The organism is Streptococcus sp. 3109 (assembly GCF_013276905.1).
GTDB lineage: Bacteria > Bacillota > Bacilli > Lactobacillales > Streptococcaceae > Streptococcus.
This window is the reverse complement of record NZ_VMLY01000011.1, coordinates 60,761-86,781: the sequence shown is the minus strand read 5'-3', so window position 1 is coordinate 86,781 and position 26,021 is coordinate 60,761. Positions and strand designations below refer to the sequence as shown.

The 26,021-nt window shown below is 39.8% G+C and carries 28 protein-coding genes and 1 pseudogene; 6 read left to right on the top strand and 23 right to left on the bottom strand.

Annotated features, from left to right (window positions below):
- Positions 1–8 precede the first annotated feature (8 nt).
- Positions 9–1,271, top strand: coding sequence for an NRAMP family divalent metal transporter (locus tag HT698_RS06395; protein ID WP_173219177.1), 1,263 nt, complete (start codon positions 9–11; stop codon positions 1,269–1,271).
- A gap of 285 nt (positions 1,272–1,556) precedes the next feature.
- Here the strand turns inward: HT698_RS06395 and nrdI are convergent, their stop codons facing one another.
- The 5 genes from nrdI to HT698_RS06370 form a co-directional block, all read right to left on the bottom strand.
- Positions 1,557–2,027 (bottom strand): class Ib ribonucleoside-diphosphate reductase assembly flavoprotein NrdI, encoded by a 471-nt coding sequence (nrdI, locus tag HT698_RS06390; protein WP_049539619.1) that lies wholly within the window; start codon positions 2,025–2,027, stop codon positions 1,557–1,559.
- Positions 2,028–2,104: 77 nt separating this feature from the next.
- Positions 2,105–2,638 (bottom strand): hypothetical protein, encoded by a 534-nt coding sequence (locus HT698_RS06385; RefSeq protein ID WP_000729017.1) that lies wholly within the window; start codon positions 2,636–2,638, stop codon positions 2,105–2,107.
- A gap of 60 nt (positions 2,639–2,698) precedes the next feature.
- Positions 2,699–3,985, bottom strand: a complete 1,287-nt coding sequence (locus HT698_RS06380; RefSeq protein ID WP_173219471.1) for a response regulator transcription factor — start codon at positions 3,983–3,985, stop codon at positions 2,699–2,701.
- 11 nt (positions 3,986–3,996) lie between these two features.
- A complete protein-coding gene (locus HT698_RS06375) occupies positions 3,997–5,667 on the bottom strand; it encodes a sensor histidine kinase (RefSeq protein ID WP_345789462.1) in 1,671 nt (556 codons plus the stop codon).
- Positions 5,645–6,259 carry a DUF624 domain-containing protein gene (locus tag HT698_RS06370; protein WP_112444529.1) on the bottom strand — a complete coding sequence of 205 codons (615 nt, stop codon included), beginning with the start codon at positions 6,257–6,259 and terminating at the stop codon, positions 5,645–5,647. The genes HT698_RS06375 and HT698_RS06370 overlap by 23 nt, the downstream gene beginning before the upstream one ends.
- Before the next feature lie 134 nt (positions 6,260–6,393).
- Here HT698_RS06370 and HT698_RS06365 point away from each other — a divergent pair, with 134 nt between their 5' ends.
- On the top strand, positions 6,394–6,963 hold the full coding sequence (locus tag HT698_RS06365) for an MptD family putative ECF transporter S component (RefSeq protein ID WP_112444527.1): 570 nt from the start codon (positions 6,394–6,396) through the stop codon (positions 6,961–6,963).
- Positions 6,964–7,157: 194 nt separating this feature from the next.
- Here HT698_RS06365 and HT698_RS06360 read toward each other — a convergent pair.
- The 17 genes and pseudogenes from HT698_RS06360 to tsaB all read right to left on the bottom strand — a co-directional run.
- Positions 7,158–7,370: pseudogene (locus HT698_RS06360) on the bottom strand (hypothetical protein); the annotation flags it as partial.
- A 28-nt stretch (positions 7,371–7,398) separates the two neighbouring features.
- Positions 7,399–8,643, bottom strand: a complete 1,245-nt coding sequence (locus HT698_RS06355) for a transporter (protein ID WP_173219467.1) — start codon at positions 8,641–8,643, stop codon at positions 7,399–7,401.
- A gap of 185 nt (positions 8,644–8,828) precedes the next feature.
- On the bottom strand, positions 8,829–9,698 hold the full coding sequence (locus HT698_RS06350; protein WP_164226291.1) for an Rgg/GadR/MutR family transcriptional regulator: 870 nt from the start codon (positions 9,696–9,698) through the stop codon (positions 8,829–8,831).
- 131 nt (positions 9,699–9,829) lie between these two features.
- Positions 9,830–10,522 carry a methionine ABC transporter permease gene (locus tag HT698_RS06345; protein WP_000444652.1) on the bottom strand — a complete coding sequence of 231 codons (693 nt, stop codon included), beginning with the start codon at positions 10,520–10,522 and terminating at the stop codon, positions 9,830–9,832.
- Between the two features lies 1 nt (position 10,523).
- Positions 10,524–11,585: a methionine ABC transporter ATP-binding protein gene (locus HT698_RS06340; RefSeq protein ID WP_000085666.1), complete on the bottom strand. Its 1,062-nt coding sequence runs from the start codon at positions 11,583–11,585 to the stop codon at positions 10,524–10,526.
- Positions 11,578–12,951 carry a M20/M25/M40 family metallo-hydrolase gene (locus HT698_RS06335; RefSeq protein ID WP_173219465.1) on the bottom strand — a complete coding sequence of 458 codons (1,374 nt, stop codon included), beginning with the start codon at positions 12,949–12,951 and terminating at the stop codon, positions 11,578–11,580. Before HT698_RS06335 ends, HT698_RS06340 begins: the two co-directional genes overlap by 8 nt.
- Before the next feature lie 99 nt (positions 12,952–13,050).
- Entirely contained in the window at positions 13,051–13,905 is an 855-nt protein-coding gene (locus HT698_RS06330; protein ID WP_023948487.1) for a MetQ/NlpA family ABC transporter substrate-binding protein, read from the bottom strand.
- 153 nt (positions 13,906–14,058) lie between these two features.
- Positions 14,059–14,889, bottom strand: coding sequence for an amino acid ABC transporter substrate-binding protein (locus HT698_RS06325; RefSeq protein WP_049513066.1), 831 nt, complete (start codon positions 14,887–14,889; stop codon positions 14,059–14,061).
- Positions 14,890–14,992: 103 nt separating this feature from the next.
- On the bottom strand, positions 14,993–15,316 hold the full coding sequence (locus HT698_RS06320; protein WP_000253947.1) for an AzlD domain-containing protein: 324 nt from the start codon (positions 15,314–15,316) through the stop codon (positions 14,993–14,995).
- Positions 15,306–16,001 carry an AzlC family ABC transporter permease gene (locus HT698_RS06315; RefSeq protein WP_000659737.1) on the bottom strand — a complete coding sequence of 232 codons (696 nt, stop codon included), beginning with the start codon at positions 15,999–16,001 and terminating at the stop codon, positions 15,306–15,308. The genes HT698_RS06320 and HT698_RS06315 overlap by 11 nt, the downstream gene beginning before the upstream one ends.
- A 226-nt stretch (positions 16,002–16,227) precedes the next feature.
- On the bottom strand, positions 16,228–16,512 hold the full coding sequence (locus tag HT698_RS06310; protein WP_000415011.1) for a hypothetical protein: 285 nt from the start codon (positions 16,510–16,512) through the stop codon (positions 16,228–16,230).
- A gap of 201 nt (positions 16,513–16,713) precedes the next feature.
- On the bottom strand, positions 16,714–17,937 hold the full coding sequence (locus HT698_RS06305; RefSeq protein WP_000603362.1) for a hypothetical protein: 1,224 nt from the start codon (positions 17,935–17,937) through the stop codon (positions 16,714–16,716).
- The gene (locus HT698_RS06300) at positions 17,918–18,880 is read right to left on the bottom strand and encodes a ThiF family adenylyltransferase (RefSeq protein WP_050271616.1); all 963 of its coding nucleotides are present in this window, start codon (positions 18,878–18,880) and stop codon (positions 17,918–17,920) included. Before HT698_RS06300 ends, HT698_RS06305 begins: the two co-directional genes overlap by 20 nt.
- A 719-nt stretch (positions 18,881–19,599) precedes the next feature.
- Entirely contained in the window at positions 19,600–20,463 is an 864-nt protein-coding gene (locus HT698_RS06295; protein ID WP_050271615.1) for an XRE/MutR family transcriptional regulator, read from the bottom strand.
- 106 nt (positions 20,464–20,569) lie between these two features.
- Positions 20,570–21,580, bottom strand: a complete 1,011-nt coding sequence (tsaD, locus tag HT698_RS06290; RefSeq protein ID WP_173219463.1) for a tRNA (adenosine(37)-N6)-threonylcarbamoyltransferase complex transferase subunit TsaD — start codon at positions 21,578–21,580, stop codon at positions 20,570–20,572.
- A complete protein-coding gene (gene rimI, locus HT698_RS06285) occupies positions 21,570–22,007 on the bottom strand; it encodes a ribosomal protein S18-alanine N-acetyltransferase (protein ID WP_112444512.1) in 438 nt (145 codons plus the stop codon). The genes tsaD and rimI overlap by 11 nt, the downstream gene beginning before the upstream one ends.
- A complete protein-coding gene (tsaB, locus tag HT698_RS06280) occupies positions 22,004–22,687 on the bottom strand; it encodes a tRNA (adenosine(37)-N6)-threonylcarbamoyltransferase complex dimerization subunit type 1 TsaB (protein ID WP_173219460.1) in 684 nt (227 codons plus the stop codon). The genes rimI and tsaB overlap by 4 nt, the downstream gene beginning before the upstream one ends.
- Positions 22,688–22,864: 177 nt before the next feature.
- Here tsaB and cibA point away from each other — a divergent pair, with 177 nt between their 5' ends.
- Positions 22,865–23,050 (top strand): fratricide two-peptide bacteriocin subunit CibA, encoded by a 186-nt coding sequence (cibA, locus tag HT698_RS06275; RefSeq protein ID WP_173219457.1) that lies wholly within the window; start codon positions 22,865–22,867, stop codon positions 23,048–23,050.
- Between the two features lies 1 nt (position 23,051).
- The gene (cibB, locus tag HT698_RS06270) at positions 23,052–23,204 is read left to right on the top strand and encodes a fratricide two-peptide bacteriocin subunit CibB (RefSeq protein ID WP_000974044.1); all 153 of its coding nucleotides are present in this window, start codon (positions 23,052–23,054) and stop codon (positions 23,202–23,204) included.
- Positions 23,205–23,527: 323 nt separating this feature from the next.
- Here the strand turns inward: cibB and HT698_RS06265 are convergent, their stop codons facing one another.
- On the bottom strand, positions 23,528–23,743 hold the full coding sequence (locus tag HT698_RS06265) for a hypothetical protein (RefSeq protein WP_173219454.1): 216 nt from the start codon (positions 23,741–23,743) through the stop codon (positions 23,528–23,530).
- A 280-nt stretch (positions 23,744–24,023) separates the two neighbouring features.
- On the opposite strand from HT698_RS06265, the gene HT698_RS06260 reads away from it, so the two are divergent.
- Positions 24,024–24,257 carry a DNA-dependent RNA polymerase subunit epsilon gene (locus HT698_RS06260; protein WP_000639572.1) on the top strand — a complete coding sequence of 78 codons (234 nt, stop codon included), beginning with the start codon at positions 24,024–24,026 and terminating at the stop codon, positions 24,255–24,257.
- A 1-nt stretch (position 24,258) separates the two neighbouring features.
- Positions 24,259–25,938: a ribonuclease J gene (locus HT698_RS06255; protein WP_050205233.1), complete on the top strand. Its 1,680-nt coding sequence runs from the start codon at positions 24,259–24,261 to the stop codon at positions 25,936–25,938.
- The last annotated feature ends 83 nt before the right edge of the window (positions 25,939–26,021 follow it).

The following is a 26,021-nucleotide window of genomic DNA, read 5'->3' as shown; positions in this document are numbered from 1 at the left end:
TATTTATCATGTCGCAAGCTATTTCCTTAAATCAATCAACCTGGGCAAGTAAACTAAAAGCAATGGGACCTGGAATTCTAATGGCAACTGCCGCTGTTGGAGGTTCCCATATTGTATCCTCAACTCAAGCTGGCGGTTCTTACGGTTGGTCTCTACTTTTCTTGGTCATCTTAGCCAATGTCTTTAAATATCCATTTTTCCGTTTTGGTGCTGAATATACAGCTGATACCGGAAAGACTTTGGTTGAAGGTTACGCCGAAAAAGGAAAACTCTATCTCTGGATTTTCTTTATCCTCAATGTCTTTTCGGCTATGGTCAACACAGCTGGTGTCGCCATTCTGTGCTCAGCCATCATCGCCAGTGCTTTCCCAATGATTGGACTTAGCATCACTCAGTGGTCCCTCATTCTCGTTGCAATCATTTGGGCTATGCTACTCTTTGGAGGCTACAAACTTTTAGACGGCATGGTCAAATGGATTATGTCTGCTTTGACCATTGCGACTGTTCTTGCAGTTATCATTGCGGCGGTCAAGCATCCCGAATACAGCTCTGATTTTGTCGAGAAGACACCTTGGCAAATGGCAGCTCTGCCCTTCATCGTCTCCCTCCTAGGATGGATGCCGGCTCCTATTGAAATTTCAGCTATCAATTCACTTTGGTCAGCTGAAAAGAGAAAGACCGTCAACTTTAACACAGAAGACGCTCTGTTTGACTTTAACACTGGTTATATTGGAACAGCTATCCTAGCCGTCTTCTTTGTGGCACTGGGAGCACTGATTCAGTATCCTACAGGGCAGGCGGTTGAAGCTGCTTCAGCCAAATACATCTCTCAATTCGTGGGCATGTATGCCTCTGTTCTTGGCGAATGGTCCCGTTACTTGATTACCTTTATCGCCTTCCTCTGTATCTTTGGAACAGTTATCACTGTTATCGATGGCTATTCTCGTGTTAATCAGGAATCTCTCCGACTGCTAATCAGTCAAAAAGAAGACAGTAGTAAATCTTTGAACATTTGGATGACCATCACTGCTATCATCGGTATCGTCATTATCAAGTTCTTCGCTGGTCAGGTTTCAACCATGCTCCGCTTTGCTATGATTGGTTCTTTCCTGACAACACCATTCTTCGCTCTTTTAAACTACGCCTTGGTAACGCGTGAAAACAAAAATCTTCCTTCTTGGCTCAAACACCTTGCCATTGCAGGATTGCTTTTCCTCTTTGGTTTCGCCATCTTCTTTATCTACGCACTTGCAATCGGAAAAGCAGGTTAACTGACAAGCGCGAGATGAAGATAATACTCTTCGCAAATCAAATTCAAACCACGTCAACGTCGCCTTGCCGTACTCAAGTACAGCCTGCGGCTAGTTTCCTAGTTTGCTCTTTGATTTTCATTGAGTATAAGGTTTCCTTTCAAGAGAAAATGCAGCAAATATTTCTATGATAAAAAGCATAAGAACAAGGTTTTAAAGACCTGAACTTATGCTTTTTTACGTTCTTAAAGACTGTTTATACTCAAAAAAACAGTTAAAAAATCCCAAGTGCCTCTTATATTGACTTTAATTCTCCTTTTCCAACTCATACAAATCTGCGATAATGGCTGCGACACGTTTGATATCTTCCAGCATGCCTCGCATTTCAAAGTCAGCCAAGACAGGGAAACCAAAGCGTTGACTGTATTGCTTGGCTGTCAGGCAGTATTGGTTATTAAAGTTACGATTTCCTGAACCAACTACGCCAAAACACTTACTAGCATTGTCACCATAGGCGATAAAATCCCCAACGGGTGTCGTCAAAATCTCGACATCTCCATTATCCACGCCATTCCCACCTTCGAGATAGGTCGGCAAAAAAGCGACGTAAGGGTGGTCCATTTCATAGAAATCATGACCTTCCTTGACCAAATCCTTGATATGAATCTTTTGGACTTCAATCCCCTCGTACTGGGACAAGAGATAATCTTTCAAGCGCGTCACAAAACTTTCAGTGTTGCCACTCAAACTAATATAAACTAAAGAAATTGTCTTCATATGTACCTCCATGATTTTATTTTTAATCGAAAAAGAACTACCAAGATTGTATCTTGATAGTTCTTTTTTGTCAATACTTAGGCAAGATTTTCTGCTTCCTCTTCTTCTGCCAAGGCTTTCTGCTGACGCCACATCTTATAGAAGACAAGAGCTAGGAAGAGAATATTGATGACGATATAGAAAATGCTGACAGCTTTTGAACCAATACTCATTGTCAAACGCATGGTCTCATCTTGAACCAACTGCACAGCGTCCTGTAAACCAACATAGCCATAAATCGAACCGATAATAGCTAACAAAACATAGCCAACGTAAGTATAGTTTGCATATTGCAAATTCTTACGAATAAGGAAGACAATCGCTACGACCACTAAAATAGCAGATAGCACAATCAAGGCCATATTAAAAATAGAATGATACGCTTCTGCTACTCCATAGTTGTAATTAAGCTGGTCTTCTAATTGCTGAGCACTGACCCCTGCAACTTGTTTCTGAGCAGCACGAAGGGCTTCTTTGCTAGGTAAGGGACTCAACATTCCAAACAGAGACATAGCTGAAATAAGGGCAGACAAGATTAACAAGACCCATAGATAAATCGGTTTCTTTTTCATGATAGAACCTCCTAATAATATTATTTTTATTATAGCACATTTTGTAAAGGAATACAAATCTTATAGTATCGTTTCTACCTGTTTTCGGTAGGCTTTTGGCGATTTTCCGCACAATTTTCGGAACACTTTATAGAAATATCCAAGGTTACTGTAACCAACAGCATAACAAATATCTTCGATACTGTCACTGGTTGAAAGCAAGAGCTGCTGAGCAGCCTTAATACGTTGTTTGTTTAGTAATTCTGCAAAGGTCGAATCGGTTTCTCGCTTAATCAACTGACCTAGATAGACAGGATTGATAAAGAGGGCCTTACTGATATCCTTGAGGGAAAGCTCTTTTTGGTAATCACGACCAATGACTTCCAGCACACTGACCACATTTTCATTCATGCGGTATTGACCGAAAAAGCTGGTCAGAGTTTCCTTGATATAAGAAACCAATTCATCGAAGGATTGAATAGCATGAATGGTTTTGACAATGTCCGTCATATCATCAGCTTTGAGATGTTCAAACAAGTGAAAGACATCCATGACAAACTGGATAAAAAGCTGTTTGGTAATCGGAACACGAGGTGTATTTTCAAGAACCACCTTCTCCAAGAGGTTCAACTCTTCTACGATTTGATTGAGATTCCCCTGAATGATAACCCTATAAATCGGTTCGTAGTAGGCAAAGAGACTCTGAGACTGCTGTAGATTTACAGAGCCGTAAAAGAGGGCTTTCTCAGCATTCAGCTTCCAGCGTTCAAAGTGTTCTTGATAAGGAGCTTCAAAAGGTGTAACGACCAAACCATCTAGGGGTTGGTCAGAAATGAAAATCTGCCAATCTTGACCCAAGACATAGTAGGGAATGGTGAAGGAACCTTGTTTTTCCTTGGATAGACCTATCCACCAATTCTCCTTATCCCCTAAATAACTAACAAATCCAGTCTCGTCTAAATCTTGACTGAGGGTCTGGCTTTTCTTCCCTCTCTCGCCGAGCTGATCTGCAATCTTCTCCAGCAGATTTCCTAACTCTACCTTATCAACAGGCTTGACCAAATAGTCCACCACACTAAGATTCATGGCTCTTTTTACATACTCAAACTCCTGATAACCTGAAAGCAGGATATAGGCGGCATCTGGTAAGATCTCTTTCATTTCCCGAATCATATCAAGCCCTGTTTTGTCGGGCATATTGACATCTGAAATGATGACATCGAGGGGATTTTCCTGAACATATTCTAGGGCTTCATCGGCATGACTGGCTGTTGCGACGACCTCCATATCCCACTTATCAAAGGGAATCAAACGCTTCAGACCTTCTGTCACCATGTACTCATCATCTACTAATAATACTTTATACATTTTCTCCCTTTCTACTCATCTTGAATTGTAATACGATACTGAACACCTGCTTGCTCCGCAGACTCTATCGTAATGGCATAGCGGTCCCCAAAATAGAGCACAAACCGCTCATGGACATTGACAATCCCGATAGACTGCTTTTGATCACTGTAACTGGCTTGGTGTTCAAAATGTCTCTGACTTAATTTTTCTCGAATACTTGTCAATTTTTCAACCGACATTCCACGGCCATTATCTACCACTAAAATTTCCACAAAACCATCCTGTTTAAGCGCCTTGATGCTAATCACATTATCTGTCCGTCTGTGGTCAACACCATGCGCGAAATAATTTTCTACCAGCGGTTGCAAGGTAAACTTGGGAATCTTCATATTCTCTAACTCTGGGTCTATCTTGAAACCATAGGCAATGGACTTGGGATAGCGAACCATGCAGAGATAGCTGTATTTACGGCAAAATTCTAATTCCTGTTTGAGAAGAGTTTCTCTTTCGTCAGAAATATTGTTACGCAAGAGACTACTGAATTCATAAATGATATCTGCCAACTCATCTTGACTCTGCATAACTGCATACATGCGCAAGAACTCCAGCGTATTATACATAAAATGAGGATTGATTTGCGCCTGCAAGGCCCGCATATTGGCATCTTTTTGACTAAGCTCTAACTGATAAATATCATGGATATTCTTTTCCAAACGATCCAACATATCATTAGTAGTCTCTGCGATTAGGAGCAATTCCTGATCCTTTTCAAGTGTGTCAATGCGAAGACCTTCTTCCCCTTGGGCAATAGCTTGGATGGAATCCACCAAATCCACTACCTGCTTTTGGTAATTAGCAAAGGTCTGCCTCAACGTCAGATAGAGAATGACAATAAAGAGAAGGCTCAAGCCCACAATCAAAGCAGAGCTGGTCACCGTTCCTTGTAAAACAAAGTTTTTGGGAACTGCCACCTGAACCTGATAACCATGAGAAGTTAAGCCAACTAGCCAATTTTCACTCTCCTTATCAACTGTTTCACCAATATGAAAAATCTCCGTATCAAAAGGTGAGGTCACTGTTACTGCCATCGGAGTATGACCTCTAGTATTATCAATGGCATGGTATAAAACAGCAGGATCCAAGGAGATGTAAATCACTCCTAAGTCTTGATCTGACACTGGATCTGACACCGGAATGGCAAAACTATTTCCTGCTGGTTTGAAATCCTCAGCCCTGATTTTTTCTCCACTACGTTTGTCTTTAGTAGAAACATAGACTTCCTTGTAATCTTGAAAAGCAATGGCCACCCCAGTTACAAAATCATTTCGAACATAGAGGTCATCAACATTTTCATGCAGAGAGACCGATACATAAGGCGAAGCTTTCCGCTCTAATTGCCAGTAAAAATAGTCTGGCATGCTAAGGCTAAAGTATTTATAGATTCCCTCAATACGAGCTTGATTTTCAACTAAAGCCTGAGCTATTTGGGTTGACTCTCTATGGTAATATTCAATTTCACTCACTGTTCTAGCAGTTACACGCTGGGCTACTCTCTGGGCTTCCTTTTCCCGTGAATCCCAGTCAGCATGGGAGAGTAAGATTGCAAAACTCGCAATAATAATGATCATAACTGAACTGTAGGTTCGCAGAAGCGTATGTAGCCAAAACTGTTTCATCCTACTTTGTCGCCAATTTTTCATGAATACTTTCATAGACCGGTTCCAACATATCACTGATAAAGAAATGCCACATCCCAATTCCTACAAAAAATAGCAGGGCAGGCATATAGTAACCAATTGCCACAAGTAGCACGGTTCCAAGGAGAACCTTGGCCACAGCTGCTAGACTCATAAAGATGCCAATCAAGGATAGTTTGAGACTATTTCGATAAGACAAGTCAAAATAAACTTGTAATTTCAAAGATACTGTATAAGCCAAAAAGATCAGGGCAACTACTAGAACATTAAAAAAGGTCGCAATCAAATGAACGATGGTCTGATGAGGCAATTGAACCAAGAGATACAAGCCATAGACCAAAACTAAATCCACTCCTAAAAAGCTATAGAAAATCAGGTTGCTTGAGACAAAATTTTGCTTATAAAGAGGCCAAGCCTCCTTCAAACTGTATTCCCGAAAGCTATAACCATGTTCTGCATACAAGCTCATCAAGGTGGCACTAGCCGGCGCTAGACCAAGGATAATCCCTCCTGCTAAAGTTAATAGCCAAAAGAAGGCTGTCGCAATCATCCCTAAAAAGAAACGATTAAAGACAAAATCTAAAAATCTCCCCATGATATCCTCCTAAAAATAACTATGAAACTATTATATCATATTTCAAGCGTTTTCAAAAACTTCTAGTATCCATTTACAATCCCACCAAACCATGGTAAAATGAGAATTGTGAAAAAATTATCAGGAGATGATTCATGAAAAAATCTATCTTAACTACACTGCTTTTTGCAGTTCTTTACTTCCTCTGCATGGGTATTGGTGTCCTTTTGGGCAATCTCTTTGACCAAACTGGAAACATGTTTTATGCGCCTGCCTTTACTGCCCTTGTCGGCGGTAGCGTCTATATGATTCTGGTCGCAAAAGTTCCACGCTTTGGATCCATTACCACTATCGGCCTTGTCATCGCCCTCTTTTTCTTGGGAACTAAACACGGTGCTGGTGCCTTCCTTCCTGGAATTATCTGTGGTCTGCTAGCAGATGGAGTAGCTAGCCTCGGAAAATACAAGAACCAAACAAAGAACTTCCTTTCTTTCCTTATTTTTGCCTTTAGCTCAACCGGTCCAATCTTGCTTATGTGGATTGCGCCCAAAGCCTATATGGCAACCCTTCTAGCAAGAGGAAAATCCCAAGAATATATCGACCGTATCATGGTTGCACCAAACCCTGGAACTGTCCTTCTATTTATCGCAAGTATTGTCATCGGAGCCCTAGTTGGTGCCTTGATTGGACAAGCCTTGAGTAAAAAATTTGCACAGAAAATCTGATTACTAAAAAAGAGCCAGGCGGCTCTTTTTTATTTATGGCTCAAGACTTAGTCAAGAAGTCTCCCAAGAATTGATACTCTTCGAAAATCTCTTCAAACCACGTCAACGTCACCTTGCCGTATATATGGTTACTGACTTTGTCAGTCTTATCTCCAACCTCAAAACAGTGTTTTGAGCAGCCTGCGGCTAGTTTCCTAGTTTGCTCTTTGATTTTCATTGAGTATGAATTTAAAGATAATCAAAATGATAATGATGGTTGCCAAGATAGTTTTATCGTGATTGTAGCGGTTAAATCCATAAGCGATGGCTACGTTACCGATACCACCAGCTCCAACCGCACCAGCCATAGCTGTTTCCCCAACAAGGGAAATCAAGGTCACAGTCGTCACACGAATCAAATCTGGAAGATCTTCTAGTAAGCCTTAGCTTCCTAGGTTAACATTTTTTACCTGAAAAACTTCTTTTTTCTAGTGATAAAATCAACCCTATCACACTCACTACCAAAAACACCCACCAACAAAGTCTGATATCTTGTAAAGCTAAGAAGGAAAATACAGACATCCCCAAGGGTAATGTTAGGGAAAAAATCATACTCAAGAGATTATTACTTCTAGCTAATACATCCGCACTCAAATTAGACAGTAACAGAGTATCTAATTTAGGCATTGATTTCGACATCAAATACATGACAAAGGCTAAGCAAGCAACACCTACTAGAGGAGAAAAATCTAAAATATTAGTAGCAGCAAGCAAGACAAACAGAATTGCATTGAGCGATAGCAAACTTGAAAACGACAATTTCCCAAAATAATCATGGGGAGTTAGGCTACCAAGAATAGCTCCTCCCAAGCTAACACATTCAATTAAAAATAGGGCTTGAGCATAGCTGAGATGATAGATAGTATGGTCTAATAAGTAAAAGTGATAAATACCTCCAACAGCCCCTCCCAAAGTATTCATTACCAAAATGACAAGAATCATTTTAAACAAAGATTTACTTTCTCTCTGTCTAAATATATTATCCATGTCCGCATAGATTGCCTTAACTTGTTGAAGTAAACTAATAGGCTCATTCTCTACCGTTACAGACAAATACGTCAATTCTCTGCTATTTTTGAACAAAATGAGAGAAGATAGTAAAAAGAAACCAGCATTCACAATCGCAACAAAAGAAAAATTTTGATGGCTGGTTGTGAGTAACCACACTCCTAAGGCTTGACCTCCTAGATTTGATAAATAGGAGACAAACTGAGTAAAGGAATAAGCTTCATAGAGCTTATCTTCCGAAATATTATGCTGGATAATCGGCATACGAAGGCCTGCTGTATAATCTGATAAAATATCTGAACAGATATTAACCATACAGATAACAGCAAACGTTACGAAGTTCGGATCATGAATCACACTAGCAATCAAAAGAAATAGCAGACTTTGCACACAACCAACCCAGATAATTGTCCCTGCTTTATTCCGAGTATGATCAGCCTTAATCCCAACATAAAAAGTAAATAGGAAAGGTAAAATCGTAATCATATTCGCCATAAATACAGCTATATTTTTAAAGGGTAGACTCGTAGCATAAACGATAAATACCAGATTATAAATATAAGCTCCACTTGAGCTCAAAAACCTTGATAAGGTCAGTATTCTAAATAAATGATGTTTTAAGAATAGTTTCATAACAGGGCTTTCTCCATATTTCAAAGAGTATTCTATTGAAACCAGTCTAACAAAAAAAGCGGGACTCCCCACTTTTTTGTAATATATTTTTTCTGAAAATAGAAACTCTAGCGCCTAGAAATTGCTAATTATCAATCCATCTACAAGCCTATTTATTTTTCATCAGTCGATGTAACGAGAATATATTACAAATCTTTATTTGAAAGCTGATTTGCAAAATAGTTTTCATAGTATCTTACACCATCTACATACTCTAAATCTTGTAAGATTGTAATGCCTCTCTGGATTTTTTCAAGACCCTTATTTTCTACTTTAAAACTAGTATCATAATACCCTTTAGCAATCATATAAATGATTTTAAGATAAGCTTGAGATTCTGGTAAATCGCGGTTTTCAATCTGAAAGATAAAATAATCTGCTTTTAATTTATCCTTTTCCTCTATCGCTTTAAAAAGTCCATTCATCAAAATGGTATCAATACCAGCTTTGTTACTAGGTAAAGAGCCTAATAAATCCGTCTTTTGTAACATCTCCCTAGAATATTTAAAATAGAGGGGCAGAGGAAACAAAGTAGAAATCGTTGAAAATAGTTCCAATTCATAATTTCCCCAGATGTCAATAGTAAAAAAATAGTCATAGAGAAAAGTCAGTTCTTCATCCGTTGCTCTTATGTTTGAATCAAAAAACACGAGAAGGCTTTTGAGACGAATCATTTGTAAAAGATAGCTTGTTTCACCACTTGATCTATACTTTTGAGTCGTCTCTTCATACAAGGAATGGAGAGAATCAATCCCTTCTCTGTCATATAAATCCCAAAGATTTTCTTGAAAAGCCAGGACCTTTTTCTGAGAAAAACCACGTACCAAGTACATAAATTCATTCAAATCAGAGTGGATGTTATCTAAGGCAGTAATCAATTTCATAGATGATAAGTCTGCTTCTCCACGCTCAAATTTGCTTAGCATGGAATAAGTAAACTCTCCTCCCGTCGCCTCCTGTAGAGATACATTCCGACTCTTTCTCAATTCTTTAAAAACTTCTCCCAGATTTTGCATATTGACTCCCCACAATTCTTAACTCTCTTACTCTTAAAAGTAACGGTTGATAGCAGCTAGTACAGAGAATTTTAAGTCTTGACTATAACGACAACTCCTATGAATTGATGTACAGATGGCCTAGCTCTTTTTTATTTATGGCTCAATTTCTTAGTCAAGAAATCTCCCAAGAATTGGATTGCAAAGATAATCAAAATGATAATGATGGTTGCCAAGATAGTCACATCGTGATTGTAGCGGTTAAATCCATAAGCGATGGCTACGTTACCAATACCACCAGCTCCAACCGCTCCGGCCATGGCTGTTTCACCAACAAGGGAAATCAAGGTCACAGTTGTCACGCGAATCAAATCTGGAAGACCTTCTGATAGGTAAACACCCACGATGTCCCAGAAAGTCGCTCCGCTCGCTTGAGCCGCCTCAATGACACCACCATCTAGCTCAGCCAAGACAACCTGCACTTGACGGGCAAAGAAGGCAAAGACTGCAAAAGATAGCGGTACGATAGCCGCATTTGGACCAATGCTTGTTCCTACGATTAGATGAGAGAAGGGTGACAAGACTGCCAAGAGAATGATAAATGGTACCGCACGGAAAATGGAAGTAATCTTATCCAAAATCCAGAAAACAACTTTATTTTCCAAGACCCCACCTGGAGCTGTCAAGACAAGGAAAAGCCCTGCAACCAGTCCCAAGAGCCCTCCGATGATGAAGGAAAGAACTGTCATATAGAGGGTTAGGTAAATAGCTGTTCCCCAGCCTGCTTGACCAGCCCAGCCCATTTTATAGACATTTGGCAAATAGGTTTGAATCAATGATTCCATCTTACTGTCCTCCCTTCAATACTTTTAGCTGTACGCCTGCTTGACGAATGGCTTCTTGGGCACCTGCCAACGCTGCTTTTTCACCTGACAAGACCACAACCAATTCTCCAACAGGAGTGCCATCGAGGATTTCGATATTTCCATAAAGGATATTAGCTGTTACTTGGTAATGCTTGTATAATTCATTCAAAAGTGGCTCGTCTGTTGAAGCACCTGCATACTTGAGTTGCACTAAAAGGCTGTTTTCAGACAAGTGTTCCACGATTTCTTGCTTCTCAATCTTGACCATAGCTTCATCAATTCCTGTTGCTGTTGAGATAAAGTCCTGGGTCAAAGGTTGTTTAGGGTCTGAGAAGATTTCAAGGACACTGCCCTCTTCAATCAAATGCCCATCCTGCATAACTGCCACACGGTTGGCAATATCTTTGACAATCTGCATTTCATGCGTAATCAAGACAACAGTTAAGCCTAATTTTTGGTTCAAATCTTGCAACAAGGCCAAAATCTGCTTGGTTGTCTTCGGATCGAGGGCAGAAGTTGACTCATCTGAAATCAAGATTTTTGGATCATTGGCCAAGGCACGCGCAATAGCCACACGCTGTTTTTGCCCTCCAGATAGTTGTGAAGGGTAATTTTCAGCACGGTCTGCCAAGCCGACCAAGTCCAACAACTTAGCTACTTTAGCCTTCTTTTCTTCCTTGCTGAGTCCAGAGTGTTTGAGGGCAAAAGCCACATTCTCCTCTGCAGTCTTCTGACTCATCAGGTTAAAATGCTGGAAAATCATTCCGATATCTTGACGTTTACGACGCAACTGCTCTGCCGTCAAGGTCACCTTACCATCAAAAATCACATCGTCGTCAATGGTGATTTTCCCTGCAGATGGTTTTTGCAAGAGGTTAATCACCCGTACAAGGGTTGATTTCCCTGCTCCAGAATATCCAACGATTCCGTAGATATCCCCTTCTTGGATGTGAATGGTCACATCCTTGACCGCTGTGATGGTTCTCTTCTTTTGGTGAAAAGTCACATCGATCTGATCTAACTTGATAATATCTCTACTCATAGCTTCTAATCAGCTCCTCTACTAATTCAATATGGGTGTAATAATCGGCGATTCGCACATTTTCATCTCCACCATGGTCTCGGCTGTTGGCATTTCCTAGACCGAAGGCCACCATTGGCACCTCTAGGGCATCAAAGACCGTATGCATAGGCCCTGTCCCCGCTGTCGTCGGCAAGACTGAAACGCCCTGTGGATAGAATTTCTTGGCCAACTCGATTACGTTGAGAATGGCTGGTGCGCTCATATCGCTTCGATAGCTCATCTCTCCCAAGGTATAGTATAATTCTACCTTATCAAAGCCATTTTTGTCTAGCTGTTTCCGAATTTTTTCCAGAACATCATGTGGTTCTAGACCAGGAACCAAACGAACTTCTAACTTAGCACTGGCTTCTGCAGGTAATATCGTTTTAACCCCTTGTCCTTGGTAACCTGACTGAATCCCTTCGATATTAAGGGCTGGCTCGAAAAAGAAACGTTTCAGAAAGGCTGCACGGTCCTCTTGTAAGAGAGGCAATTCCAAACCATAAATCTGGCTGATTTCCCCTGGATTGCGTTGAGCATAGGTATCCACCAAGGCCAATTCCCGTTCATTCGGCTCTTGTACTTCTTCGTACAAGCCTTCAACCAAGATACGGCCATCTGCTGCACGAAGAGACTGTAAGGCTTGAAGGAGGTACCATGGAGCTGACTCCACAACACCACCATAACTAGAGTGGATATCGACATCAGCGCTTTTCACCCTGGCATCAAAGGTCACAATCCCCTTATTTCCACCAGAAATTTCTAGCTGTTCCAAGGCATTTTTGGTCCCTTGTTCCCAGACCAACAAATCTGCACCACGGAGTTTATCCGCATGTTTTTCCAGATACTTATCTAGGTCTGTTGAAGCCGATTCCTCCGCTCCCTCCATGATAAAACTGATATTGACAGGCAGGTCATCGTGGTGCTGCATGTATTTTCTCAAAGCACTCAAACGAGCTGTGATATGACCCTTGTCATCGTCAACCCCACGCCCATACATGAAGCCATTGCGCACCGAAAGCGTAAAGGGATCCTCTGTCCAGACCTGATCCCCGTCCGCTGGCACAGTGTCATAGTGGTTATAGAAAATCAAGGTTTTGGCATCTGGACGCGAACTCTTGAAATGCGCCATGACAAAAGGCGCCGTGTAAGTCTCATCAATCTCCACTTCAGCCCCAACACGCTTGAAAATCTCACCCAGATAGGTTGCGACTTCCTTGAGTCCCACCTGCTGGGCAAAGACTGATTTCTTAGAAATCAAGGTACGCAAAACCTCAAAATAATGCTGGGCTACATGATCCTTTTCAAATTTTTCAATTTGTTCTTGTTCACTAGGAAAAACCATATTCTCTCTACCTTTCTATGAACCTATAGTCTTCTTTACAATCCATGCTCTATACAAAAGCAAGAGGTGGAATTTTCTCTCCCACCTCCCTGTTTCTTATTACCAAACTGGTTGATCCAAACCGTCTGATGTTTCTTCGATAACTTTTTTCACGTCATCTGTGTGGTAAGCTGCGATCACTTTCTTGATAGCATCAGCTTTTGGTGATGTTTCCCAATCTTTTTTCGCAACGATAATGTTGTACCATTGTTTTGAATTTTCATCAGCTTGTTCTTTGAAAAGTGCTTTCTTGTAGTCCAATTTTGCTTCTGTAACGAAGGTATTGTTTACAACGGCAGCGTCAACTGATGACAATGAACGAGCTGTTTGGCTAGCGTCCAATTCAGTGATTTTCAAGTTCTTTGGATTTTCTTTGATGTTAGCAACTGTTGCAAGAGCAGTTCCTGAAACGTCCAATTTAATCAAGCCAGCTGATTGAAGCAAGTAAAGCGCACGGCTTTCGTTTGTAGCATCGTTTGGTACAGCGATTTCTCCGTTTGCTGGGATGTCTTCTACTTTAGTGTACTTGTTGTCACTTCCATTCAAACCTGAGTAAAGGCGGATTGGAGAGATGTAAGTATCAGCAATCGCTACAAGGTCTTTCCCGTTTTCCTTGTTCCAGTTGTTCAAGAAGTTGTAGTGTTGGAAAGCGTTCAAGTCTACTTCGCCGTCAGCAGTTGCCTTGTTTGGTTGTGAGTAGTCTGTGAACTCTGTAAATTCCAAGGTAATTCCGTCTTTTTTAACCAATTCTTGGACCTTATCCCAACGCGCTTCTTCAGAACCGCTACGGTTAACAGTTGCGATTTTAATAGTTGTTGCATTGTCTGCTTTCTTTTCTGAGTTTCCGCAAGCTGCAAGAGCCAAACCTGCGACTGTAGCAAGGGCTGCTACACCAAGCCATTTTTTAATTTTCATGATTCTTTCTCCTTAAAAATAATACCGTACTAGTATCTCATACTTTGTTCAATTGCACAAATTGTTATTAGATAGTCAGATATATAGTTTAAAACTATATATCTAAAAACTGAGAAATCACCCATCTTACTCAGAATGGATGACTTCAAGAAATTATTTAATATCAGCTTCTGCCGGTAGGTAAGTGTCTCCGAAGAATTGTTTAGACAATTTTTCAAGCGTTCCGTCTTTATAGAGTTCTTTGATGCGTTTGTCTACAAATGATTTCAACTCATCTTGACCTTGAGCAAGAAGTGGGTAAACGTACGGTTGTTGGTCGCTTGGAAGTTCAATGACTTTCAAGTTGTCCAAACCTTGGTTCTTAATGACTGTTTCAACACCGATTTTATCAAAAATTTTATAGTCAAATTGGCCATCGCTCAAACGTACCATGATTTGTTGGAAGTCTGCCTTAGTATAGTTAAGGATAGTTGGGTTGTCCGGGTGTTCAGCGTTGTATGCTTCTAACTGCTTAGCTGATGTAGTGGCTTGAACGACTTCCGTCGATTTTCCACCGATATCAGCGAGAGACTTGATACTAGAGTCATCTTTCTTCACTACAAGGACATTAGGGTTTTGGGCAATTGGTGCGGCATAGAGGTATTTCTCCGCACGTTCTTTAGTGTAGCTCAGATTGTTGACAGCCATATTGTAACGGTCAGCGTCAAGACCAGCAAATACACCTGACCATTCTGTCTTTTCAAACTTGACATCATATTTGTCAGAATCTTTAAAGATAGCGCGAACGACTTCAATCTCGTAACCAGTCAATTCACCATTTTCTTCATAGATAAATGGTTTTGGCGAGCCATTGGTTGCAACGATGATTTCTTTCTTGCTAGCTGCTTCTCCTTCTTTCTTAGCACCACCTGAACAAGCCGCAAGCACACCTGCAGCAATAAGCCCTAGAGCAGCAAGAGATGAGTATTTAACGATTTTTTTCATGTCATTTCCTCCAAAATAGAATACCTTATAATCTTAACAGAAAAAGACTATTTACGCCATTATATGATATCTATCTCTGTGATAAGTTTTCTTTATGGCTGATTTAAAAGACCAAACGCAAGATGGCAATCAAGACTACTCCGAAGAGAACCGTTCCGACTAGATTACGGTAGCGAAAGGCTATCCAAGCCGTCGGAAATACTGCTAAGAAGTCCAGCCATTTGATTTGAGGAAGGTTCCCAACCTTGCCTGTCACTACGCTTGAAAGAATCAAGGCAAAGATAATAGAAACGGGCAAGAACTTCAAAAAACGCTCAACGATTGCAGGCAAACCCTTATACTTGACCAAGATGAAGGGAATCATACGGGGAATCCAGGTCACCAAGCCAGAGAAGAGAACTGCTAATAAAAGATACTTACTGACCATCTAAAACCACCCCCATTGTACAACCAAGTAGCGTCGCAAACAGAACAGCTAGTGACTGAGACACCACTGTCAAGAGCAAAAAGAAGGACACCGCAACAACTGCTAGAATAATAAGCAGATTGCGGACAGGAATCCGTCTTTGCATAATCTGGAATTGCGAAGCAAAAATCCCAATGAACATCCCAACCAGGGCAAAATCCAAGCCAAAGATTTCTGGATTTGGCAGCAGACCACCCAGAGCCGTTCCAACCACTGTTCCCACAAACCAAGCCACATAGCTATTGAGGTTGTTTCCGTGCATCCACATAGGATTGACCTTGTCTGTATGGGCTAACTCGCCCATCAAAACGCCATAAGTCTCATCTGTCAAGATGCTAGACATACCGATATTGTGCCAGAGACTAGTATGACGAAAATAGGTCGACGCATGCAAACTCAACAAAAAGAGACGCAAATTGATCAAAAAGACCGTCATCGCAATAGCTGCTACAGGTGCTTGAACCGCAATCAGTGCCAGCATGGCAAACTGGGCACTCCCAGCATAAACAAAGAGGCTCATCAAGCCCATCTCCACAGGTGTCACATAGGGCGCACCAATAATCCCACAGGCCAGGCCGATACTGACATAACCAAGTGCCGTTGGCATAGCTGCCTGCGCCCCCTCCCAAAATCCTTTTTCTTTCATCTTTCTCCTCATATTGTCTTAATAAATGGGCTGAAAAGGCTCCAGCCACAGCATGGACTATTATAACATATTCAGGAAAGAGAAAAAAGTCTGCTGATTGTAATCAGACAGACTCCATTTTATTCTATAGTATCAAAAACAAGACTTGGTTTGGCATTGAAATCCAAGTCTTGCTCATATTCAGATTCATCCATTATGCGATGCTCATGCCGTATTTTATAATGAATCATATTTTAAAAATACCAGACCACACTACTCCCTGCTTATATTTAGCTTCTTTCTTTTGGACAAATTTTGCCAAATCCAATAACTCTGTCGGTGGTTCACCTTTAAAGCCCAATAATTCTTTAGAGACGGCAAATGAGAGACGTACAGCTAGCAAATCTTCACTAGTACTAGAGAACTGTTTTGCTGTTTCCAGCAATTGCTTCCTAAATTCTTCCGTCAAGCTAATTTCTTTATTATTGTACAGGGAATGAATTAAAATTTGTAACTGACTCTGTTTTTCCATCGTTTACCTCATTTTATCTAGGACGCCAAGGACCATATTTAGCCCAACCATCCACCATAACATTTACAGTGTGTTCCAAATTAGAAATATATTGTACAGACTTCCAGTTGCTAGGTGAAATTTCGTTTCTTTCATGGACACCTCTAAAAATTTTTAGAAGTTCTTTTCAAATAATCATGCAACATTCATATAAAATAAATTTTAACAATTAGTATCATTCTTTTTGAAAAAATTACAAATAACTAATAAATAAATTCCTATAGATAGTGTAAATCCATTTATTAAAATACCCAAAATTTTTATATCTGTATAAAATTGAGGAATAATCAAAAATAGAATGGCAAATAAAGCATATAAACTTGAATTAGTCGAATATATCAATCCCATAGTGTCGTATCTATACTCTGAGTAAATCATTTTTTCAAACATATTTCCTGATATACCTATTAAAATAAATGCTAAAAAAAATAACAACAACTTTATTAACGGAAATGGAGTAATAAATACTAGCATGAGTGCTAATCCAGATACAGTATAATCAATAAAGAAAAACATTTTATACGGAATTCCCACTCTAGGAGCCAAAATTGCTCCTATCAAATCGGCAAATCTTTGAGCTCCTAGTACCAATCCCAAATATTGAATAGGTATGCCTTCTGATAAAAGATACAGTGGCATTAAAGTTAAAAGTAGATCTGTACCCCCACTTAAAATTGACTCTGTAACTACTATAAAAGAGGCAAATTTTGATTCTCGAAAAGCAGAAACAGTTTCCAAAAATTGGAAAGAAGAATTACTTTCCAAATCTACCTTTTCAGGTCGAACACTTTTAGTATTGTTTTTGGAACCGGGCAATCTGATTTTAATCATAAAATAAATAGCAGCCACAAAAAACGGAATACTTAAATTAAAAACAACAAAATAAGATAGAAGCCCTAATAGTAGAGATGCAGTTAAATTACTAATAATATCTAACACATTTGATGCCAAGTATTGAACATCTATCGATTTCTTTATTAGCATGTCATCATTATTTAAAGTTTCTGGAACAATTTTCATCTGCAGTGTATTTAATAAATTAGTTGATAATGCGAACAAAAAATTCAATACATAGATATACACAACACGAAAATGATACCTTAAACACAGAATTGTAATCACAATTATAATAAACTGGAGAATCTGGAAAATCACTAGCCAAATTTTATCTCTCTGAATTTTATTTATAAAACTTCCATAAAAAACAGCAAGCAAATTTGGGATAAAACCAATTAGAGTAAATAGAGATAACTGTCCTGCCTCAATATGATATACACTTACTAACCCTATCGATAAAGCAATAAAGTAAAAACTATCTGCAATATTCCTAGACGATCTACCTAATATTAAATTTATAAAATTTTGGCTAAATTTTCTTAATATCATGCTTATAAACCTCAAAATTCATGCAATCGATTTGAATATAATCCGTTAAATTCAATAATCCTGTTAAAGTATCTAATACTTTATAAGATATGATTGATGCAGCCATATATGATATTGGAGAAATAACACTATACGGTATTCTACTATCCAAAACATGATCATCTGTTATCATAAAGTCCCTATAAAACTCCCTCAATGAAATAGTTTTGCCCGGAATAATATGTAGGTAGTTTATTACCGTAGATGCATATGAGCCAACAATAATAGGTCTCGTATATTTATGAGCTAAATCATCAAACCAGTAGTCTATCTCTATTCTAGGAGTATCTGCACAGCATAAAGCAATGTCAAAATTATAATCTTTAAAAATAGTTTCTAAGTCATTCTGACACTCTAACTTCCTATAAATAGTTGTCACATTTGAATCAGAAATCTCTTGAATATGCTGTTTTATTATGTCTATTTTTAGCTTACCAATATCAGATTTCTTAAAGGATGTTTGTCTAGTAAGATTTGACTCTTCCACAATGTCAAAATCTACTAATATGAAATTACCTATACCTAGACGAGCTAAAATTTCGACTGTTGTTGATCCAATACCCCCTACACCAACAATTAAAACTGTTGAATTTAATAATCTATCCTGATACTTACTAGGGTCTAAATTTTCTGACAAATCAACCCACTCAAAGAAATTAATATTTCGGGAATATTTGGAATTATCATATTGATTACTAGTCACTAATCCCATAGATATCATCGACTCAACAACTTGTTTTTCTCCATTAGACAACAATTTTATATCAATGTCATTATCTAATTTTTTTATTAAATTGATGTTCTCTTCATTAAAATCAATCTCCCTTACAAGAGAAGCATTACCAAAACCAAATTTTATTTTATCTTTAAATATATACGGTTGAAGAGTTCTCTTTATTCTCATTTAGATCCTCCTAATCAAAAACTATTAAAAGATAAACAACAAATAGGAGTTTGGAAAATATTTTCCTAAACTCCAAAATTATAAATACGAATACAACTCATTTATAATTTCTATCCATATAATAAATTAAAATACAAAAAACTTATCGACTTCTAAAATTCAGTTAAAATCTTAATAGCATGCAGATATTAACTTTTAAACATTATGAATATCATCATTCTTCACAATTATTAAGATTTAAGATTTTTTGTATAATATCCGTTGCATTTGCAGCAAAATATATATTAATTAGAATTTTTGTCGTATATGTTTATCTTGATTTCAATCCACTATATCTAATCCAAAGTTTATCTTTTCTATCCTATAGATTGCTATTATTTAACTAACGGCCACCTAAACGATGCCCTTGAAATGAATATGGTACAGCAGACATTGTTTCTCCTCCAATTATTTTTCTTTGTAAACCACTTATGCGACCTAGGATTTGCTTCAAGTACTTTACAAGAACACTATAACACGAAAATTGGCGTATTTGAGAAAATCGCATATTTGATATTTTTTCTTATAGAAATTTCTGATTTGCGATTTTAGTGGATTTGATTATTTCACTGGTATAATAAAGTTATTACTAACAAGGAGGGATATAATGATGAAGAAAAGAAAAATCCAACTGATACTCCTGCTTATTTCGGAGTGGGTTATCGTCTTCCCGTTTCTAATCAATCGATAAGTTCTTTGTATTGCTGAAAACGCAATTCGAAGAGGGCTGTTAATTGTGAATTTTCTAATACTTGCAGAGATTGGATAAAGTGTTCAATCTCTTTTTGATTACTTCCTTTGGTTTGAAGAAATATACTCATTTTCTTTAAAAATTGCCACGATAATTTCTCAAAAACATCGTATGGACGGAGCATACTCTCCAGCTCTGCTTCAAAGATTGGGATATAGGAGAAAAGCTTGCGCTCCATGAGCTCTGATAAGATATTTAATAGTCCTTGCTTCATATACAATCGATTGTGTACTAACTCTTTAAATTCTTTGGATTTTTCAAGCAAAGAGGTTGATAAAAAAATCAGATCTTGATTGCTTAGGAAGGGCATGGTATTGCAAAAAAGATAGAGTTCAAACCAGGTCCAAGACTCAATAGCATAGAGATAAGTAGTCAAAAACTCCCTATCCTCCTCTGTTAGCAGATAGCTCTTATTTAAGGAATGAATAGCATTTTTAATCACAATGGCATTCAAACAACGATAGGTCTCTGCCATCTGTCCTTGCTCGACTTCCTCCAACAGTTGCTCTAAGCCAGCTATATCTTGGTGGGCAAAGCGATCCACAACCCTCCTACCAATCTGCATATGTGGAGATTCTTGATAGTTGTTGAGTTTGTGCCCAAACTCATCAAAATTCATATTGATCCCTTGGATGGCTAGAATCAACTTATCCGCAGATAGCATAGACTGCCCTAGTTCAAACTTGGACAGCTGAGAAGCTGTTAGTCCAGCACAAGCCACATCTGACTGCTTGAGCTTTCTAGCCAAGCGCAACTCCTTGTAAAATTCTCCCAATTCCATTCTCTCGATCATCTTACCACCTCCTAGCTTTTGCATATTATATCATTATTTTTATAGTTTTGTCAAAATATTCTGACACTTTGGTGATTGAAAAAGCCAGCCTTAAGCTGACTCCATTTTATTCCATGGTATCAAAAGCGAGACTTGGTTTGGCATTGAGGTCCAAGCCTGAGAAGTTTTCTTTGTTCCACTCACTGACGCTGGCATAGGCAATCATTCCTGCATTGTCTCCGCAGAGGCGCAGAGGTGGGATGATGACATTGACGTCAGTGATTTCGGCCGCTAGGCGTTCTCTGAGACCTTTATTGGCTGCCACACCACCTGCCACGACAAGGGTTTTAACAGGGTATTTCTCCAAAGCCTTCTTGGTTTTTGCCATAAGAATATCCAAGACAGCTGCTTGGAAGGAAGCACACAAATCCTCTGTGGACAAGCTTTCTCCCTTTTGATCGGCATTGTGGTGAAGATTGATAAAGGCAGACTTCAAACCAGAGAATGAAAACTCCAGATTATCTTCCTTAATCATGGCACGAGGAAAATCATAAATATCCTGCCCCTGATGAGCTAGCTCATCAATCTCACGACCGGCAGGATAGGTCAATCCCATGACACGGCCAACCTTATCATAGGCCTCACCAACCGCGTCATCTCGCGTTTCCCCAACAATCTTGTAGTCACCAGCCTCAGAAACATAAACCAACTCTGTGTGTCCACCGCTTACTAAAAGTGCTAACAAGGGAAACTCCAAAGGCTCCACGCTCTGAGCTGCCATGAGGTGACCAGCCATGTGGTTAACAGGGATAAGTGGAAGTCCATGTGCCCAAGCAAAGGCCTTAGCAGCTGACAAACCAACTAGCAAGGCTCCGACCAAGCCTGGTCCGTAGGTAACCGCAACAGCTGTCACATCCTCTTCGGTAATCCCTGCTTCTGCCAGAGCCTCCTCGATACAGGCTGTAATGACCTCGACATGGTGACGACTGGCTACTTCAGGCACTACGCCCCCGAAACGTTTGTGACTCTCAATTTGACTAGCAATGACATTGGACAAGAGCTCATCGTCGTTTTTCAAGACGGCGACACTGGTCTCATCACAGGATGTCTCAAATGCTAAAATATATCTATCCTTCATCTATTTCTCTCTTCATGATGATGGCGTCCTCGACTGGATCATGGTAGTAGGCCTTTCTCTCAGCGATGACCGCCATCTTTTCTTTCTTGTAAAATGCTTGCGCTCGTTGGTTTGACTTTCTGACTTCGAGGAAAATCTCTTTGTCTGTCGGCAATTGAGCAAACAAGGCTGACGCAATTCCCTGACCCTGATAGGCTCCTTTAACAGCGATTTGCAAGACTTCTGCCTCAAAGATATTTTCCTGAACAGCTAGAAAGCCAATCACTTCTGCCCCATCATAAGCCAGAGCATACCAAGTCTGATCTTGGGACAGGTCTGCTTGGATTTGTTCCAGAGTCCAAGGACTGACTGGGTAAACAACTGCCATGACAGCGTAGATAGCTTGAGCCAGATCAGGTTGCTGTTGGATTCGTCTGATTTCAATCATAGGCGTTTAATGTAAGACTCGCCAGACTCGGTGTGGTTCTTGAGCCAGTTTTCCTCAGCCTCGACTCGTTTGAGGTAGTTCGGCACAAAATCATGCAAGGAGTCTGCTTCCTTGTCCCAGGCCCAGAGAGCTAGATTAGCTGCATTAGGCAATGTTTCTTTATAATTAGTCCTTGGCAAGTGTTCTTGAATCTGCTCCACAAAGGGGACAACTTCTCCGACAAAGGTTACCTGACTAGCACCCTTGATTAGCTCAATCACTCGCTCAAAGGGCAGGTGAGCTTCTGGCATGACAGGTTTAGCATTTTCATAAAATCCTGCGTAAACATTGTTGCGACGCGCATCCATCAAAGGGACGAACAAGCCTTCTTGTTGGTAGGGCACCAGAGCCAAGAGGCTAGACATACCAACCAACTCGATGTTCAGAGTGTGAGCCAAAGTTTTGGCAGTTGCTACCGCAATTCGCAAGCCTGTGTAGCTACCTGGCCCTTCCGCCACCACGATTCGGTCCAAATCCTTGGGCGTCCAGTCCAAACTTGCCATCAAAAAATCGATGGCAGGCATAAGGGTAATACTGTGATTTTTCTTAATATTAATCGTCGTCTCGGCAAGAACCTGCTTGTCCTCTAAAATAGCGAGAGAAAGAGCCTTGCTAGACGTATCAAAAGCTAATACTTTCATAACACATTCCTATCTTTTTGTCTGCTTACTATTATACTACAAAAGCTGGCACATGGGAATTTTCTTTATCCCCAAACAAAAATGCCTATACTTAGCTAAAAAATAATTTAAAAAATGTTCGCTTTTCCTTTTCTTTTCCGAATATAAAAGTGAACAAGAAAAAAGGAGGAAAGTTCAATGACAAATTTTGACGTTCTTGACAATCAATTTTTATCCCTATCTGAAAATGAATTATCAGATATTGATGGCGGTCTCGCTCCCTTGATTATCTTTGGAGTAGCAGTATCTTGGAAAGCTATTGCAGGCGGAACAGCACTTATAGGTTCTGGTTTGGCAGCTGGTTATTTTTTAGGAGGAGATTAATATGATGAAAGATTTGAACAACTATTGTGAAATTTCTAATAAGGAATTGCAAGAAATAAAGGGTGGTTTTGGTGTAGGTGTTGGTATCGCTTTATTTATGGCAGGTTATACCATTGGAAAAGACCTTCGTAAAAAATTTGGTAAGTCATGCTAAATAAAAAACACATTTTTAGAAAGATAAATTTTATTATCTTTATCTCTTACAGTTTGCTCAGCATTCTCAATGATTTAAACATGACTACTATCCCTTTACCAATTGATTTATCTGTTTGTATTGTTTTATTTTTATGCTTCAACTCTATTTTTGAACAGAAGAATCATTAACATAAAACTAATAAGCTATGAAAATTCGATTGTCATGTCATTTTAGAAAAATGCAAAGACCACCTCATCTTGATAGATGGGGTGGAATTTTCGTGTCGTAAATCTACTATCACTATATCCCCAAACAAAAATGCCCCAGCATAAGCAGAGCATCTAAGCATTTAATCCAAAGTAAAATACAAACCAAACGACATAGGTTACGAGGAGGAGAAAAAGCGAGTAGAGAGTCATAAAACTAATCTTCCACAAGAACTTGCTTTGTCGTCGTTCCAGTTTGGCAAATAGAAGATTCCCTCCATAAACGCAAGCAACAAAAACAATAAAAGCTACCAAGCGAGCTCCGATAGCAATAGCAAATAAGTTATACATAGGGCAACCTCCTTGACTTAAAAACTATATGGAATTATGACAAACAATAAATTCCACTTCTGTTATCAATATAACACATTTTCTTCGTTTTTGCAAGCGCTTACTAAAGGAATTATCCCATGACTTTCTCGTTTCCGTCTTTTACTAATTTTTCATTTTGTGGTATAATTGAAATAATTGTAACGAATCAAGGTCAATCTAGACACAAAATGGAATGAAATCAAGCAAATCTATGCTAAAAGTTTGGAATAAGCTGACCTGTAAAATAGAAAGGAACTATATGATTTACAAAGTTTTTTATCAAGAAACAAAAGAACGTAGCCCACGTCGTGAAACAACACGCGCACTTTACCTAGACATCGATGCCAGCTCAGAACTTGAGGGCCGTATCGCTGCTCGCCAACTTGTCGAAGAAAATCGCCCAGAGTACAATATCGAATATATCGAACTCTTGTCTGACAAATTGCTAGATTACGAAAAAGAAACTGGCGCCTTCGAAATTACGGAGTTCTAATATGGCCTACACTCTTAAACCTGAAGAAGTCGGCGTTTTTGCCATCGGTGGTCTGGGAGAAATCGGGAAAAACACTTACGGAATTGAATACCAAGATGAGATTATCATCGTCGATGCTGGGATTAAATTCCCAGAAGATGACTTGCTGGGTATCGACTATGTCATTCCTGACTACTCTTACATCGTAGACAATATCGACCGCGTCAAGGCTGTCTTAATCACACACGGACACGAGGACCACATCGGTGGGATTCCATTCCTACTCAAGCAAGCAAATGTCCCTATCTACGCTGGGCCGCTTGCCTTGGCTTTGATCCGTGGGAAACTCGAAGAACACGGCCTCTTGCGCAACGCCAAACTTTACGAAATCAACCACAATACTGAGTTGACCTTTAAAAATCTCAAGGCAACTTTCTTTAGAACGACTCACTCTATTCCAGAACCTTTGGGGATTGTCATTCATACTCCTCAAGGGAAAATTGTCTGTACGGGTGACTTCAAGTTTGACTTAACACCAGTTGGTGAACCAGCAGACTTGCACCGTATGGCAGCTCTTGGTGAAGACGGTGTACTCTGTCTCCTGTCTGACTCGACAAATGCAGAAATTCCAACCTTTACCAACTCTGAAAAAGTCGTTGGCCAGTCCATCATGAAGATTATCCAAGGTATTGAAGGACGTATCATCTTTGCATCCTTTGCCTCAAATATCTTCCGTCTCCAGCAAGCAACAGAAGCTGCTGTTAAGACTGGACGTAAGATTGCGGTCTTTGGTCGCTCCATGGAAAAGGCCATTGTCAACGGAATCGATCTTGGCTACATCAAAGCTCCTAAGGGAACCTTTATCGAGCCAAATGAAATCAAAGATTACCCTGCAGGCGAGATTCTTATCCTCTGTACAGGTAGTCAGGGTGAGCCTATGGCGGCCCTCTCTCGTATCGCCAACGGAACTCACCGTCAGGTACAACTCCAACCAGGTGATACCGTTATCTTCTCTTCAAGTCCAATCCCTGGAAACACTACTAGCGTCAACAAGCTGATTAACATCATTTCAGAAGCTGGTGTCGAAGTTATCCACGGTAAAGTGAACAATATCCATACATCTGGACACGGTGGCCAGCAAGAGCAAAAACTCATGCTCCGCTTGATTAAGCCAAAATACTTCATGCCTGTCCACGGTGAATACCGCATGCAAAAAGTCCACGCTGGACTGGCGGTAGATACTGGGGTTGAGAAGGACAATATCTTTATCATGAGCAATGGTGATGTGCTTGCCCTCACTGCTGACTCAGCTCGTATAGCAGGTCATTTCAACGCCCAAGATATCTATGTCGATGGAAATCGTATCGGTGAAATCGGCGCTGCTGTCCTCAAAGATCGTCGCGATCTATCTGAAGACGGTGTCGTTCTGGCAGTCGCAACTGTTGACTTCAAATCGCAGATGATTCTGTCTGGTCCAGACATCCTCAGCCGAGGCTTTGTCTACATGAGAGAGTCTGGCGACTTGATTCGCCAAAGCCAGCGTATCCTCTTCAATGCCATTCGTATCGCACTGAAAAACAAGGACGCTAGCGTGCAATCAGTCAATGGTGCCATTGTCAACGCTATTCGCCCCTTCCTCTATGAAAATACCGAACGTGAACCGATTATCATCCCGATGATTCTCACACCAGATGAAGAATAAAGCAAGAAAACAGCCCCGATTTTCGGAGCTGTTTTTCTCTATGCTTTCTTTTGAGATTAAAACTCAATAAAAATCGAAATCAG